Origin of the sequence: Mesorhizobium sp. LNJC405B00 (assembly GCF_000502615.1) — a bacterium.
GTDB lineage: Bacteria > Pseudomonadota > Alphaproteobacteria > Rhizobiales > Rhizobiaceae > Mesorhizobium.
On sequence record NZ_AYWC01000027.1, the window covers coordinates 1 to 14,744 of the forward strand.

13 protein-coding genes and 2 pseudogenes are annotated in these 14,744 nt (G+C 64.0%); 8 read left to right on the forward strand and 7 right to left on the reverse strand.

Features of this window, described 5'->3' with window-relative positions; genetic code table 11:
• Nucleotides 1-129: 129 nt before the first annotated feature.
• The gene (locus tag X756_RS138340) at nt 130-729 is read right to left on the reverse strand and encodes a LysE family translocator (RefSeq protein ID WP_023672428.1); all 600 of its coding nucleotides are present in this window, start codon (nt 727-729) and stop codon (nt 130-132) included.
• A gap of 96 nt (nt 730-825) precedes the next feature.
• Here X756_RS138340 and X756_RS138335 point away from each other — a divergent pair, with 96 nt between their 5' ends.
• Nucleotides 826-1,695 carry a LysR substrate-binding domain-containing protein gene (locus tag X756_RS138335; protein WP_023731608.1) on the forward strand — a complete coding sequence of 290 codons (870 nt, stop codon included), beginning with the start codon at nt 826-828 and terminating at the stop codon, nt 1,693-1,695.
• A gap of 63 nt (nt 1,696-1,758) precedes the next feature.
• Here X756_RS138335 and X756_RS138330 read toward each other — a convergent pair whose 3' ends face one another.
• The 3 genes and pseudogenes from X756_RS138330 to X756_RS01000000166165 form a co-directional block, all read right to left on the reverse strand.
• Nucleotides 1,759-2,409, reverse strand: a complete 651-nt coding sequence (locus X756_RS138330) for a dihydrofolate reductase family protein (RefSeq protein WP_023731609.1) — start codon at nt 2,407-2,409, stop codon at nt 1,759-1,761.
• 116 nt (nt 2,410-2,525) lie between these two features.
• The gene (locus X756_RS138325; RefSeq protein WP_023731610.1) at nt 2,526-3,383 is read right to left on the reverse strand and encodes a protein-L-isoaspartate O-methyltransferase; all 858 of its coding nucleotides are present in this window, start codon (nt 3,381-3,383) and stop codon (nt 2,526-2,528) included.
• A 53-nt stretch (nt 3,384-3,436) separates the two neighbouring features.
• Nucleotides 3,437-4,857 (reverse strand): annotated as a pseudogene (locus X756_RS01000000166165) (Nramp family divalent metal transporter).
• Between the two features lie 256 nt (nt 4,858-5,113).
• Between X756_RS01000000166165 and mntR the strand changes: the two are divergent.
• Together mntR and X756_RS138315 are read left to right on the forward strand one after the other, a co-directional pair.
• The gene (gene mntR, locus X756_RS138320; protein WP_023672433.1) at nt 5,114-5,569 is read left to right on the forward strand and encodes a manganese-binding transcriptional regulator MntR; all 456 of its coding nucleotides are present in this window, start codon (nt 5,114-5,116) and stop codon (nt 5,567-5,569) included.
• 91 nt (nt 5,570-5,660) lie between these two features.
• The gene (locus X756_RS138315; protein ID WP_023672434.1) at nt 5,661-5,849 is read left to right on the forward strand and encodes a hypothetical protein; all 189 of its coding nucleotides are present in this window, start codon (nt 5,661-5,663) and stop codon (nt 5,847-5,849) included.
• A 28-nt stretch (nt 5,850-5,877) separates the two neighbouring features.
• Here X756_RS138315 and X756_RS138310 read toward each other — a convergent pair whose 3' ends face one another.
• Entirely contained in the window at nt 5,878-7,986 is a 2,109-nt protein-coding gene (locus X756_RS138310; protein WP_050589316.1) for a hypothetical protein, read from the reverse strand.
• Between the two features lie 146 nt (nt 7,987-8,132).
• Here X756_RS138310 and X756_RS138305 point away from each other — a divergent pair, with 146 nt between their 5' ends.
• The 3 genes and pseudogenes from X756_RS138305 to X756_RS02075 all read left to right on the forward strand — a co-directional run bounded on the left by X756_RS138305 (nt 8,133) and on the right by X756_RS02075 (nt 11,426).
• Nucleotides 8,133-9,068: a neutral zinc metallopeptidase gene (locus tag X756_RS138305; protein WP_023672436.1), complete on the forward strand. Its 936-nt coding sequence runs from the start codon at nt 8,133-8,135 to the stop codon at nt 9,066-9,068.
• Between the two features lie 72 nt (nt 9,069-9,140).
• Nucleotides 9,141-10,511 carry a TCR/Tet family MFS transporter gene (locus X756_RS138300; RefSeq protein WP_245264591.1) on the forward strand — a complete coding sequence of 457 codons (1,371 nt, stop codon included), beginning with the start codon at nt 9,141-9,143 and terminating at the stop codon, nt 10,509-10,511.
• A pseudogene (locus X756_RS02075) lies at nt 10,508-11,426 on the forward strand (aldo/keto reductase). Before X756_RS138300 ends, X756_RS02075 begins: the two are co-directional and overlap by 4 nt.
• 9 nt (nt 11,427-11,435) lie before the next feature.
• Here the strand turns inward: X756_RS02075 and X756_RS138295 are convergent.
• Entirely contained in the window at nt 11,436-11,819 is a 384-nt protein-coding gene (locus tag X756_RS138295; RefSeq protein ID WP_023731614.1) for a helix-turn-helix transcriptional regulator, read from the reverse strand.
• A gap of 325 nt (nt 11,820-12,144) precedes the next feature.
• Nucleotides 12,145-13,362, reverse strand: a complete 1,218-nt coding sequence (gene carA / locus X756_RS138290; RefSeq protein ID WP_084569988.1) for a glutamine-hydrolyzing carbamoyl-phosphate synthase small subunit — start codon at nt 13,360-13,362, stop codon at nt 12,145-12,147.
• 260 nt (nt 13,363-13,622) lie between these two features.
• Between carA and X756_RS138285 the strand changes: the two genes are divergently transcribed.
• Together X756_RS138285 and X756_RS138280 are read left to right on the forward strand one after the other, a co-directional pair.
• On the forward strand, nt 13,623-14,072 hold the full coding sequence (locus tag X756_RS138285; RefSeq protein WP_032999669.1) for a GatB/YqeY domain-containing protein: 450 nt from the start codon (nt 13,623-13,625) through the stop codon (nt 14,070-14,072).
• Nucleotides 14,073-14,184: 112 nt separating this feature from the next.
• The gene (locus tag X756_RS138280; protein WP_023731617.1) at nt 14,185-14,742 is read left to right on the forward strand and encodes a GNAT family N-acetyltransferase; all 558 of its coding nucleotides are present in this window, start codon (nt 14,185-14,187) and stop codon (nt 14,740-14,742) included.
• Nucleotides 14,743-14,744 lie beyond the last annotated feature (2 nt).

Here is a 14,744-nt window from a genome sequence, read left to right on the forward strand (position 1 = left end):
GCGATTCGTGTGTCATCGCAGTGTAGAATCACACCCGATTCCGCAGGGCAATACCTATCTTAGCGCCTATGCCTTTGTGGGGAGGTCGGACCGCAGGTCCGGGTGCGGTACTGGCGCCGACCTCTGCGTTTACGCTCCCCGCCACATCGGTATGATCGATGCAGCCAGCACCAGCGCCAGCACGATGTTGAGCGCGCGCCATTGCCATTCGGTCTCGAGCAGCCGTGCCAGCACCATGCCCGCCACGCACCAGATCGACAGCGAGACGGCTGCGGTGAGGCCGAAGGTCGAGCCGAGCAGCAGCGCGAGTTGTCCCGGCCCGTCGGCAAGGGCTGCGAACGAGGCCGCCGCCCCCAGTCCCATCGCCCAGCCCTTCGGGTTCATCCATTGAATGCCGGCGCCGCCGAAGAAGCTGTTGGGTTTTGCCATCGCCACATCGAGATTAGGCGGCCCGGCGCGGCCGATCTTGATTGCCAGCCAGATGAGATAGAGCGAGCCGATGATTTTCATCGCCAGTTGCAGCGAAGGCATAGCCAGCAGCAGACCGGCGAGCCCGGCGGCGGCAGCAGCGGTCACGGTGGCGAGGCCGGCAGCGCTGCCGATCAATAGGGGAACGGAACGGCGAAAGCCGAACTGCGCACCTGAAGCAGTCGACAGGGTGGTGGCGATTCCCGGCGTGACGGTGGCCACGAAGGCAAACAGGATGAGCGGAAAGATGGGCTGCAACATGAGGCGTCCTCCATCGAAGGCCCTACGGTAGACTTCTGCATAATTCAGTAAATGCAATGTTTGCGATGGTTGGCATTAGCAGATATAATGCCAACCATGATCCGCAACCTCGACACAGCGCTGATCCGCACCTTCGTCACTGTCGCCGACAAGGCCAGCATGACGGCGGCGGCGAACGCGCTGCATCTGACGCAAGGCGCCGTCAGCCAGCAGATCAAAAGGCTGGAGGAGGCGCTGGGCTGCAGCCTCTTCGAGCGCGACCGGCGTGGCTTGCGGCTGACGCGGCCCGGCGAGCGGCTGTTCGGTAAGGGCAAACGGTTGCTTGGCCTCAATGACGAGATCTGGGCCGAGATGGCGGGCACCGAGGCCGCCGGCCAGGTGCGGCTCGGTGTTCCCTATGACCTTGTCGGCACCTTGCTGGCGCCGGTGCTGAAGGCCTATGCCGAGACCTATCCGCAGGTTGAGATTTCGCTGCTCTGTGCGGCTTCGCCGGACCTTGCCGCGGCTCTTGCAGCCGGCACCATCGACCTTGCGGTCATCGAGGAACCGGTCGGCCCGTCCGCCGGTGAGTGCCTGGCCATTGACCGGCTGGTCTGGGTGGGGGCCAAGGGCGGCGTCGCCCGCGCCAAGCGGCCGCTGCCGGTGTCGATCGTCGCCGACACCTGCGCCTTCCGCCCGGTGGTGCTGTCGGCGCTGAACGAGCACGGGCTGGAATGGCGCACCGTGTTCGAGAACGGCAACATCGACGCGACGACCGCGACAGTGCGCTCCGACCTTGCCGTCACCGCCTGGCTGGCCTCCACCGTGCCTGCCGATCTTGACATCCTGGCTTTTGATGCCGGGCTGCCGCCGCTGCCGAATTTTTCCATCAATCTGCATTTGCCGAAGTACGGCACGGCGCCGGCAGCGCAGGAGTTCGCGCGGTATATCCGGGGTGGGTTGGCACGGCGGGCTGTGGCGGCTTGACAGAACTTGCATTTCCTCTCCCCCGTCGATCGGGGGAGAGGAAAGGTGCCAAGCCTGTCCCTGTTACTTCCAGTTCTTACGCCGCTCGAGCTCGGCCTCTGACGGCTTCTGCGTAGCGAACGACCCGACCTTGACCTCACCCCCGCGTTCGTAGGTCGCCATGATGACGCCGGTGGTGGTAGCCTGCGACTTGACCAGCTTGAAAGCGGCGGGCATCGCACCACCATCGAACAGCCGCTTGCCCTTGCCCAGCAGCAGCGGGAAGATCATCAACCGGATCTCGTCGATCAGCCCGTTGGCGAGCAAAGTCTGGATCAGCTCGCTCGAACCCTGGATGAGCAGGTCAGGCCCATCTTCCTTCTTGAGGCGGCGCAACGCCGCGACGATATCTTCTCCAAGCCATTGCGTATTTTCCCAGGTGAGCGAATCCGGCCGATGCGTCGCCACATATTTAGTCGCAGGGTTGAAGGCATCTCCGATGGCATCTTTCTGGTACGGCCAGTAAGCGGCGAAGATGTCGTAGGTTCTGCGGCCGAGCAGCAGGGCGAAGGGCTTGGAGAACAATTCCTCCATGGCCACGCCCGCCACCTCGTCGAAGTAGTGGAACGTCCAGCCGCCGAACTCGAAGCCGCCAACCGGGTCTTCTTCCGGGCCGCCCGGCGCCTGCATGACGCCGTCGAGGCTGACGAAGGTAGCGGCGATGATCTTTCGCATTGGATTTTCCTTTTCCAGGATCCGCGCCGTCAGGGCCGGATTTCGATCTAAGGACGGACAGGCCGGCGGCCGCCCGACAGGCGTTGGCAAAAAAACGCTGCGGCCGACAAGAGTACCTACCGCCGTCGCCCGCCGCCAAGCGCCTGCGACGAAAACCAGACATCGCCGATGATGGCGGTGGCGGTCCGGTCCGGCGCCCTGTTTGATGTCAGCCAGATCGAACGGCTGCGCGCGGCCTTCTGGAGGTCGGGGATTTTGGCCGCCGGTCCGGCCGCCGAGGCGCCGACGCAGGGGATGAACCACGAGCGCATGAAGGGGTCGCAGGCAAAGCCCTTGTCGGTGCGGGTTACCATCACGGCCAGGCCGACGCCCTGAGACGGACGCCAGGGAAAGATCATGCGGCCGCCCGCTTTCAGCGCCCGCAGCCAGGCAGCCGGCGGTGCGACGACACCGGCATTGACATAGATGATGTCGGACGGCGGCACATCGCCGGTGACGGCATCGCCTTGGATGACGCTTACATTGTCATAGGTTTCGAGATTCTTTGTCGCTCTGGCAGCAAGATCGGCCTCCATTTCGAAGGCGGTCACCGGGCCGGGCGAAACCAGCCGGGCCAGCAAGGCGGTGTAGTAGCCGGTGCCGGCGCCGATATGGGTGACGGCCTCGTCCGGTCTGGGGGCGATCCTGCCTATCCACATGGCGTGCAGGGAGGGTTCGCCATTGTTGATGCCCTTGCCGGCATCGAGCGCCACCAGCACGTCCTGATAGATGTGAACAGGATCGGCGCTCGGCGTCATGATCTTGCCGTTGCCGGTGGTGAGCGCCCTGCCGGCGACTACCGCCCAGGGTCCGGGACCGAGAAAGGCCTCGCGCGGAACGGTGGCGAACGCCTCTTCGAGGCGCGGATCGGCCGAGCCGGCATTGCCCGCCATCAGCTGCGCGTAAAATTTCCTGGCGTCTTCGACACTTGTCATGATGGCCGGTAAGATAGCGCAAGCCGCCGGTTTGTCGCGGTCGGGAATGAGAATCAGCCAACGCCGAAGACGGTGTCGTAGAGCAGCTTGAAGTTGAGCACCAGGATGACCGCCGCGACCACCCAGGCGAGGACCGCCACGCTACGGGGAATGGCAAGGTCGCCCATCTTCTTCTTGTCGGAGACGAACTGCACCAGCGGGATGACCGCGAAGGGCAGCTGCATCGACAGCACCACCTGGCTGAAGACCAGCAACTGGCCGGTGCCCTTTTCGCCATAGAGCGCGGTGACGACCACCACCGGGACGATGGCGATGCCGCGCGTCAGCAGCCGGCGCGCCCATTGCGGAATGCGCAGGCGCAAAAAGCCTTCCATGACGATCTGGCCGGCAAGCGTTGCCGTAACCGTCGAGTTGAGGCCGGAGGCCAGCAGCGCCACCGCAAACAGGATGGAGGCGATGCCGAGGCCGAGCAGTGGCGACAAGAGCTCGAAGGCCTGGCCGATCTCGGCGACATCCTGATGGCCGGTGCCATGGAAGGCCACCGCCGAGACGATCAGGATCGAGGCGTTGACGAACAGCGCCAGGACGAGCGCGATGGTCGAGTCCGTCGTCGCCCATTTAATGGCGTCGCGCTTGCCTTTTTCGGTCCGTTCATAGGCGCGTGTCTGTACGATCGAGGAGTGCAGGTAGAGATTGTGCGGCATCACCGTGGCGCCGATGATGCCGATGGCGATGTATAGCATCGCCGGATTGGTGACGATCTCCGTCGACGGCACGAACATCGAATGCAGGATCGAGCCGACCGGAGGGGCAGCGGCAAAGATCTGGATGGCGAAACAGCCGAAGATGATGATCAGAAGCGCGATGACGAAGGCTTCAAGATAGCGGAAACCCTTGTTCATCAAGAGCAGCACGATGAAGGCGTCGAGCGCCGTCAGCAACGCGCCGCCGATCAGCGGAATGCCGAACAGAAGCTGCAGCGCGATCGCCGTGCCGATCACCTCGGCGAGGTCGCAGGCGATGATGGCGAGTTCGCAGGCGATCCACAGCACCAAACTGACGGGACGCGGATAATAGGCGCGGCAGGCCTGGGCGAGGTCGCGGCCGGTGGCGATGCCAAGCCGGGCGGCAAGCGCCTGCAGCAGGANGCCTGGGCGAGGTCGCGGCCGGTGGCGATGCCAAGCCGGGCGGCAAGCGCCTGCAGCAGGATCGCCATCAGGTTGGACAGCATGATGATGAACAATAGCGTGTAGCCGAACTGGGCGCCGCCGGCGAGGTCGGTGGCCCAGTTGCCCGGATCCATATAGCCGACCGAGACCATGTAGCCCGGTCCCATGAAGGCGAACAGGCGACGGAACCAGACGCCGGACTGTGGCACCGCGATCGTGGAGTTCACCTCGCGCAGGCTGGGAGGATTGTCCTCCGGCCTGTCAAATCGCCAGGATGATCCCAAGGTAGCGTCAGCTTCGGACATGGAGGGCTTTCCACTGGGTGGATCGGTTGACGTCATCCTATCTATGCCAGGGCTCAACATTATGCAATAGGCTATATTTCATTGTATGTGCTTCCTGTTGCGCCGACCGGCAGGCCGGCAGGGGATCGCAAACGCCGGTTGCGCTGCCATGGAATGGAAATAAACGGCTGGAACAGTTAAGCCCGTGCTATGAATGGCAAAGGGCGATTGCTTTGCCCAAAGCCGATTCTTGTCAAAAGATAGGAAGGAGCGCGTGTTGGCGCTGAAGCACAGACCGGTTGGACGCGAGGAGCCGCTGCCGGACGCCGAGATTCATTCGAAAGGGTTCCGGCAGCAGCGCGAAGCGCGCCGCGGCGCGCTGGTCGAGGATTATGTCGAGCTGATCGCCGACCTGATCGAGGACGGCAATGAGGCGCGTCAGGTCGATATTGCTGCGCGGCTGGGTGTCGCCCAGCCGACGGTGGCCAAGATGCTGACCAGGCTGTGCGCCGACGGGCTCGTTTCCAGAAAACCCTATCGCGGTGTGTTCCTGACCGACGCCGGGCGCAAGGTGGCGGAAGAGAGCCGCATCCGCCACCAGACGGTAGAAGCGTTTTTGCGTTCGCTCGGTGTCAGCGCCGAGACGGCGCGCATCGATGCCGAGGGCATCGAGCATCATGTCAGCGCCGAGACGCTGGAAGCCTTTCGCAAGGCGATGATCGCGCCGCGCTGAGGGGTGCCGGGGCCGCACCACTGGAACCTCCGCACGTCAGGCTCGTTGCTCCTGACGTTGCGCGTGATTGTTGCGCGCCAAGGAGGAAAACATGGGCGTCGAACAGGCACCGACCGCGAAGGGCAAGCAGGCGGCCGAGGGTTTGAGGCAGGCAGCGGCAAAGGACGAACGCAAGACCGAGGTCGAAACCGGCCATGCGCTGAAAAAGGGCGCCGCGCGTTTCGAGGAACGCTCCAAAAGCTCGGACGGCAAAAGCGCCGGCACCAAGCAGAAGATCTGAGTTCTGTTCGCAAGCGGCAACCTGCCGCTCATTCCTCGGTGTCCTGCACCCAACTGCGCGGATGGCCGTCGACGCGGAACTGGAATATGAAATAGGGCGGAATGCAGGAGCCCTTGCCAGGCTTGGCTGCGGCCAGATCGTCGTAGCCGGCGGTGCAGATATAGTCCTCGCGGCAGGGATGCGCCTTGTCGCAGGCGCGCAGGCCGGCGGTCTTGGTGAATTCCTTGGTGCAGAATTTGTGGTCCTTGCCCGACGCGACGCAGTCGTTGAAACCGGTCTTGGCCAGGCGGCCGCAAGTCGCCTCGTCGGGAAGCTTGTCGCAGCTTGCCTTGCGCAGCATGCCCCCGGGAAAGCCACCGGTCTTCTGCTCGGGGTTGTCATAGCGTTGGCGCGCCGCGCCATAGCCGGCGAGCTTGATTACCGGTTTCTTGTCGCGCGCCGGATCGATGGCGCAGGCTTTTGCGGTGGCCGGCGACAGGCGGCAATATTTGTCGCTGCCCCAGCTCGACATCTTGATCTCGCCGAACTCGACGGGGTCGCCGACTGCGGTGGCCGCCTCGCTGACGCAGGTGCCGAAGCCCGGATGGATGTCGCTTTCATGGACGCCGGCGCAGCGCAGGCTTTCGCCGCAGTTCCAGTCCTTGAAGCTGGCATCCTTGCCGCTGTAGCAGATCGAGCCCCAGCCATTGTAGAGATCGGTGCCTTTCAGCGCTTCGGCGAGTTTGGCGTCCGGACGGGCGGCGAAGCCGCGTGAGAAATCCGGATGGCCGCCGGCGGCGAAGTCCTCGACGATGGCGCGGCGGCGCGGCAGGTCGGCGAAGAACACCGCCGAGCCGGGGACGAAGACGGCGTTGCGGCGCGGCTCGCTGGCCGGATCGGCGCCGGTGTAATGGAAGCCGGCAATGCCGTGCGTCTGGTGGCAGCCGGTGCAGGTCATTTCGTTGAGACGCAGATTGAAGCCGGCCACCGATTTCACGCTGCGCAGCTCGTTGCCCTTGGCGACATAGTCCTGCAGTGCCTTGTCGATGTCGGCATCGTCGAGCAGCCCATAGGCGATATTGTTTTGCGACCTGGCCATGCCGCCGGGTGCGACCGAGACGGCGCTGGTCGCCAGGAATTTGTCGTCGATGACCAGCCGGCCGCGATCGAGGTCGTAGAGGTTGCGGTCGGTGAGCAGCCATTTGGCGAAGGCCGGCCGGTCGGCCAGAACCACTTTCCGGTCGATCTGGTTCTCCATCTTCGATTCCTGGAAGGTGGACGTCGTTGGGTCCCATTTGAAAATCTTGAGGAGATATTCGGCGTGGCCACCGAAGTCGCGGCGGCTCGAGGCCGACAGCCGGAGAACCTGCATGTTCAGCTCAAGTCGCATGATCTGCGACGAATTCAGCATGGCGTTGGAGAGCGGCCCTTCGTCGGAGCGCAGCCAGGCTGCCAGTTGCTCGGGCGCAAGGTTCTTCTGGCCGGCGGCGAGCCAGCGCTTGGCGATTTCGGCACAGGAAACGGCGGTGGCGCTTGGACGGTCTCTCGAAGCGCGGGCGTGAGCCTCACCGGGCCTGGCGTTGAAGACCAGACTCATGGTCAGCGGCAGCCGCGACGAGATGCGTTGCGCTGTCTTTCCATTCGCCGGCTTTTCCGCGACCGAATAGTGGAAGCGGTAGATCAGCCTGATCTCGCCGCATTCGGTGTGGCCGAGATAGCCGCGGTCCATGCGGTTCACGACGCCGGTCAGGTCGAGCGTCGAGCCGTCATCGTCGATGTATTTCGGGTTGAATTTCTGGCTGGTGTCCTTCGACTTGGCCATGGCCGCGACGTAAGGATCGGGGCTATTGGCAGGCTCGTCGGCGATCTCCTGCTTTACGGCGTTGCGGACAGGGGTCAGCGCGCGCACCGAAAACAGGCCCCGATTGTCGACCTCGCGCGTGAGACCCAGCGCCGGGCCGAGCAGGCGGCTGATCGAGAGGCCGCCACGCTCAAGCGCCTGCAATGTCTCGGGATCGGTTACGGCGACGCTGGAATCGAGCGTCACGGCGCGCGCCGGCGACGGGCCGAGGCATAGCACCACCGCCAGCAGCAGAAATCGACCGATTGTCCGCAAGTCCCCGACACCCCCGTTCGAACCGGATGCTACAGCGCGCATGCCGCCTCGACCAGAGTGCGAACGTGCGATGCCGCTGCCACGAAAAATACTGTGACTTGGCGCAACCATTGCGATAATTGTCTGTTGGGTCGGACTGGGCCACGACATCGGCCAAGCCAGCCGAAATTTGCATACGGGGAGTTGCCATGCTCTGGAAGGGCCGCCGTCAGAGTGACAATGTCGAGGACGAGCGCAGCGACAGCGGCGGCGGTGGTGGTTTCGGCGGCGGCAGCCCTGGCCAGTTCCGCATCCCGATCGGCGGCCGCACCGGCGGCGGCGGCAGCATATTGCTGGTCGTCCTCGTGGTGCTGGCCGGATGGTATTTCGGCTTCGACCCGTCGCAGATCCTGGGCAGCGGCGACGGCGGCGGCGTGCTGCCGGGTGGCGGTGGCCAGATTACCGACAACAGCGGCGGCCAGGACGACGGCGCCGGCACGCCTGCTTCCGACGAGATGAAGCAGTTCGTGGCGACCGTGCTGGCCGAGACCGAAGAGACCTGGACCGGCATCTTCCAGTCGCAGGGCCTGAAATACGAGGACCCGAAGCTTGTGCTGTTCAGCGGTCAGATCCGCTCGGCCTGCGGCTCCGCCTCGACGGCAGCCGGACCGTTCTATTGTCCCGGCGACCACAAGGTCTACCTCGACACCACCTTCTTCCAGCAGCTCGACCAGCAGTTCGGCGCCTCGGGGGATTTCGCCCAGGCATATGTGATCGCCCATGAAGTCGGTCACCATGTGCAGAACCTCACCGGCATCCTGCCCAAGTTCAACCAGATGCGGCAGTCGATGGGTGAGGCGGAAGCCAACCAGATGTCGGTGCGCATCGAGCTGCAGGCCGACTGCTTCGCCGGCGTTTGGGCGCATTTCACCGCGCAGAAGGGCATTCTGGAACAGGGCGACATCGAAGAGGCGCTCAACGCCGCCAAGCAGATCGGCGACGATACGCTGCAGAAGAAGATGCAGGGCTATGTCGTTCCGGAAAGCTTCAACCACGGGACGTCGCAGCAAAGGCAGACCTGGCTGGCGCGCGGCTACAAGAGCGGCAAGCTGTCGGATTGCAACACGCTGACCGGTCCGGTTTGAGGCGCTCGCAAGTTCCAGCCGACCGCGGTCCAAAGCGCATCCGTCGGCGGGCCGATTCACCACCGGCAACAGATGTCAGGAGGAGAACGCCTGAGGCGTTCTCCTATTGTTCCAAAGTGGCGCCTCGCCTATAACGGGCGCCCGCCCAAGGGCGGTCCCAGGGAGCAGACGCCATCATGGATCGACCCCAAAACCGCCAGGCGGGGCCTTGCGCTCGTCTTCACCACGCTGCTGCTCGACATTATCGGCTTCGGCATGATCATGCCGGTGTTGCCGGCCTTTCTCAGGGAGCTTTCCGGCGTCGGCATCAGCGAAGCGGCGATCGAAGGCGGCTGGCTGTTCTTCGTCTATGCGGCGATGCAGTTCTTCTTCGCGCCAATCATGGGTGGATTGAGCGACCGCTTCGGGCGGCGGCCGATCCTGCTTGCCTCGGTGCTTACATTCTCGATCGACAATCTGATCTGCGCCATCGCCTGGTCCTATCCGATGCTGTTCATCGGCCGCGTGCTGGCCGGCGTTTCGGGCGCCAGCTATTCGACGACGTCGGCCTTCATTGCCGACATCTCGAACGACGCCAACCGGGCGAAGAATTTCGGTCTGCTCGGCATCGCCTTCGGCGTCGGCTTCGTCATTGGGCCGGTGCTGGGCGGGCTGCTCGGCACGTTCGGGCCGCGAGTGCCGTTTTACTTTGCCGCCGGGCTTGCCTTCGTGAACTTCCTCATCGCCATGTTCTTCCTGCCTGAAACGCTCGATGAAAAGCACCGCCGCCGCTTCGAGTGGAAACGCGCCAACCCGGTCGGCACGCTGCTGCAGATGCGCCAATATCAGGGCATCGGCTGGATCGGGCTCGCCTTCTTCCTGATGACGCTCGGCCACATGATGTATCCTGCGGTGTGGTCGTTCGTGTCCAATTATCGTTATGGCTGGAGCGAGCAGCAGATCGGCTTCTCGCTCGGCGCCTTCGGCCTGTGTGGGGCGATCGTCATGGCGACGGTGCTGCCACGCGTGATCCCCAAACTTGGCGAGTGGAAGACGGCGGTGATCGGCCTGACATTCACGGCGGCCAGCGCCTTCGGCTACGCCTTCGCCTCGCAAGGCTGGATGATCTATGCGGTGATCGTCGTCGGCTGCCTCGAAGCACTTGCCGATCCGCCGCTGAGAAGCCTTGCCGCCGCCAAGGTGCCGCCATCGGCGCAAGGCGAATTGCAGGGTGCGATGACGTCGATCTTCTCGATCACCTCGATCATCACGCCGCTGCTCTACACCGCGATCTTTTCCTGGTTCACCGGACCGAATGCGCCCGTAGTGTTCGGCGGCGCCCCCTATCTGGTTGGCGCGTGCTTCCTGACGCTTGCGGTCATTGTCTTTGTGACGAAAGTTGCGAGGCCGACGGCGGTGAGAAGCGTTGCCACCGGCGCTGCGGAAGATGGAGCCCAGATATGAGCCATGACAGCCGCATAGAGCTGACCAAGGACGGTTTGTCGCTGTCGCGGCTGGTGTTCGGCGCCTGGCGCCTGCTCGACAGCGCCGCGCGCCCGGACGCCGACCAGATCGCGCGGCTGATCGGCACTGCGGTCGATCTCGGCCTTACCAGCTTCGACCATGCCGATATTTACGGGCATTACCAGGTGGAAGCTGCCTTTGGCGCCGGCTTGTCGCGCTGGAAGGGCAAGCGCGACAGCATCGAGCTGATCTCGAAATGCGACATCATTCTGGCATCGGCCAACCGGCCTCAGAACCGGCTGAAGCATTACGACACCAGTGCGGCCCACATTGCCGCCTCGGTCGACCGTTCGCTCGCCAATCTCGGCACCGACTATCTCGACCTGTTGCTGCTGCACCGGCCGGATCCGCTGATGGATGCCGACGAGACGGCGGCGGCCCTTGCCGGGCTGGTCAAGTCGGGCAAGGTGAGAGCGGTCGGGGTCTCCAATTTCACGCCGTCGCAGTTCGACCTTCTGGCTTCGCGGCTGCCGTTTGCCTTGGCCACCAACCAGATCGAGATGTCGGTGCTGAAAACCAATGCGCTGGTGGATGGCAGCCTCGATCACGCGCAACGCCTCGGCTATGCGCCGATGATCTGGTCGCCGCTCGGCGGCGGCTTGCTGTTCACCGGCAAGGAAGGGCGAGGCGCGGGTCAGGGCGGCAATCGCGGCGGTGGCTGCCGAGATCGGCGCCGGCGATCTCGCCGCCGTCGCCATCGCCTGGCTGCTGCGTCATCCGGCGCGGCTGGCGCCGGTGCTGGGCACGATGAAGCCCGAGCGGCTGGCCGCCATGGTCAAGGCGCTGGAGATCGACCTCGACCGCCAGCAATGGTTTGCCATACTGGAGGCCAGCGAAGGCCGGCCGGTGGCGTAAGGTTAGATACTAGGCTTCGATCCATTCGCTGGGCACGTCCAATGCCTTCGACAGCATGGTGCTGGTTTGCGCCGATGGCTTGCGGCGATTGGATTCAAGGTCCGACAGGAAGCCCTGGCTGACACCGATGGCATCAGCGAACTCGCCCTGCGTCAGCTTGCGCCAGTTGCGCAGCGCCTTGAGCCGGCTGGAACCTCGCAAAATATCCATGGTCACCTCGGCGGGCAGAGGCTTTTCCGTTTTGAACTCGGCCTTCCGCTCATCGTAGATCGCCACATCCGCAGCGTCTTCTCTGGCTTCTTCGGCGGCATGCAGCAATGCCTCGTAGTCAGCCTTCGGGATGACGACCAGTTCTTCCCCGGTTGAAGTCCTTATGATTTGCGGAGCGTTCATGATGTGCTGTCCTATGGCCGGCTGTAGGTCGTCGTTTCGCGCTTGCCGATGTAGATCGCGAGGATTGTCGTGCGATCTTCATCAATATAACGCGGTAGCAACCGATCCGAAGTCTGTAACCGTCTCGGCCGGCAAGACGTTCTACATCCCCACGCCCGCTGATGGCATAAGTGTTCAAACCCTCAGAGACCTGCTCGCGGACATCGGCCGGCAGGTTGTCGAGATCGCGAGCTGCCGACACCGAGAGGATGATCGTCTTCACTCGCGCAATATCGCAGATTTATCGCTCGAGGCTAAGCGATATTATCGCTGCTACACAGAGGGCTCAGGCCCGTTCGGCCAGCAGTTCCTCGCCGCGCTTTTCGCGGATCAGGTTGACGAAGCGGCGGAACAGATAGTGCGAGTCCTGCGGGCCGGGCGAGGCCTCGGGGTGGTGCTGGACCGAGAACACCGGACGTCCGGTCAGCGCGATGCCGCAGTTCGAGCCATCGAACAGCGAGACATGGGTTTCCTCGACGCCCTCGGGCAAGGAGTCGGCATCGACGGCAAAGCCGTGGTTCATCGAGACGATCTCGACCTTGCCGGTGGTATGATCCTTGACGGGGTGGTTGGCGCCGTGATGGCCCTGGTGCATCTTGGCGGTCTTGCCGCCCAGCGCCAGGGCCAGCATCTGGTGGCCGAGGCAGATGCCGAACACCGGAATATCGGTCTTGAGCAGGTCCTGGATGACCGGCACCGCGTAGTCGCCGGTGGCTTCCGGGTCGCCGGGGCCGTTGGAGAGGAAGATGCCGTCGGGCTGCATGGCCAGGATTTCTTCCGAACCGGTACCGGCCGGAACCACGGTGACCTTGGCGCCGAGGCCGGAAAGCAGGCGAAGGATGTTACGCTTGACGCCGTAGTCGATGGCGACGACGTGCATCGACGGCTCGGCCTGTTCGCCAAAGCCTTCGTTCCACACCCAGGGCGTTCCACGCCAGACCGAGGACTGGCCGGAGGTGACTTCCTTGGCGAGGTCAAGCCCGATCAGGCCCGACCAGGCGGCGGCCCGCCGCTTCAAATCGTCGAGGTCGAAGATGCCGTCGGGCGCGTGCGCAATGACGGCATTGGGCATGCCCTTTTCGCGGATCAGCGCGGTCAGCGCCCGGGTGTCGATGCCCGACAGCGCGACGATGCCGCGCTTCTTCAGCCACTGGTCCAGCCCGGTGTCGGCGCGGTAGTTGGACGGGTTGGTGACATCGGCCTTGAACACCGCGCCAACGGCGCCGGCACGGGCGACCGGGTTCAAGTCCTCGATGTCCTCGTCATTGGTGCCGATGTTGCCGATATGCGGGAAGGTGAAGGTGACGATCTGGCCGGCATAGGACGGGTCGGTGAGAATTTCCTGGTAGCCGGTGAGCGCGGTGTTGAAGCAGACTTCGGCAACGGCGGAACCGGTGGCGCCGAGGCCGCGACCCTCGATGACGGTGCCGTCGGCCAGCACCAGAAGGGCGGTCGGCTTTTCGGTTGCCCAAGGCGGGGTCAGTTCGGGGGTCATCTCGGCCATGGCGACGCTCCTGTCACGCTGCGCGCTTCGATGGCGGGCCATCTGCGCAGCAAACGGCGCGGCCGATCTCTCGAGCCTGCGCGCATCAATTCTTTGTCTTGTGCAAGGCCGAGTACATAGGGGAAGGCGCCAGAGCGGTCAATGATGCCCGTGCCAAAAACGGCGAGCATTTGTTTCGTCGAACGATATCAGGGCTTTGGCGCGTTTGCTTTGCGGATGGGCCGCGGTTATTGTCCGCGCCGTTCGAAGGAGAAAGCATCATGCGCGCAAAAATCGCCGAATCCCTGAAAAGCGCGATGAAGGCGCAGGACAAGCACCGGCTGCCGACGCTCAGGCTGATCCAGGCCGCCATCCACGACCGCGACATCGCCAATCGCGGCTCGGCCAAGGACCCCGCCAGCGACGAGGAGATCCTGCAGATCCTGGCCAAGATGGTGAAGCAGCGCGAGGAATCGGCCAAGGCGTTCGAGGACGGCAAGCGCCCGGATCTGGCCGCGCAGGAGCGTGGCGAGATGGAGATCATCCGCGGCTTCCTGCCGACGCAGCTGGATGACGCCGCCGTAACAGCTGCGGCGCGCGAGGCGATCGCTGCGACCGGTGCCGCCAGCCAAAAGGACATGGGCAAGGTGATCGCCGCGCTGAAGCAGAAATATGCCGGCCAGATGGATTTCGGCAAGGCCAGCGGCATCGTCAAAGGCCTGCTGCACTAGGAGCCGACACCGCTTCAATGGCGAAGGAGAGCAGGGGGGCATTACCTCTGGGCAAGAAACGGTCCGCACCGGCTTAAGCGAGCCAAGCCTTGACCTGCCGGAGAGCCCCACCATAATCGAAATCGTCAAACCCACGCTCGAACATCTGCCCTCCTACAAGGCGGCGCTCGAGCGTGGCTGGTCGCCGGACAATGTCCGGCTGATGGAAGCGACGCGCGAGCAACTTGCGGCGATCGACGAGGATCCTGCGGCGTTCCTTGCCAGCCTCGACGATCCCGAGGCCAAAGGAGGCCCGATTACCTTGCCTAATGGCACGACAGTGCCGCGGCTGCCCGGCTTCCGGCGCTGGATCTGGGACGGCGAGGCCGCCGGCTCGATCGGCTTTCGCTGGCAGCCCGGTACGGCCGCGCTGCCGTCGCATGTGCTCGGCCATATCGGCTATGCCGTGGCGCCGTGGAAGCGCGGACGAGGCTATGCGACCGAGGCGCTGCGGCTGATGCTGGACGAGGCGAGGGCTGTTGGTTTGCCATATGTCGAGATCACCACCGACCTCGACAATCCGGCCTCGCAGAAGGTGGTGCTGGCCAATGGCGGCCGTGTGGTCGGTCCGTTCATCAAGGACGCCGCGTATGGCGGCGCCGAGAGTTTGTTGTTCCGGATCGATTTGTAGTC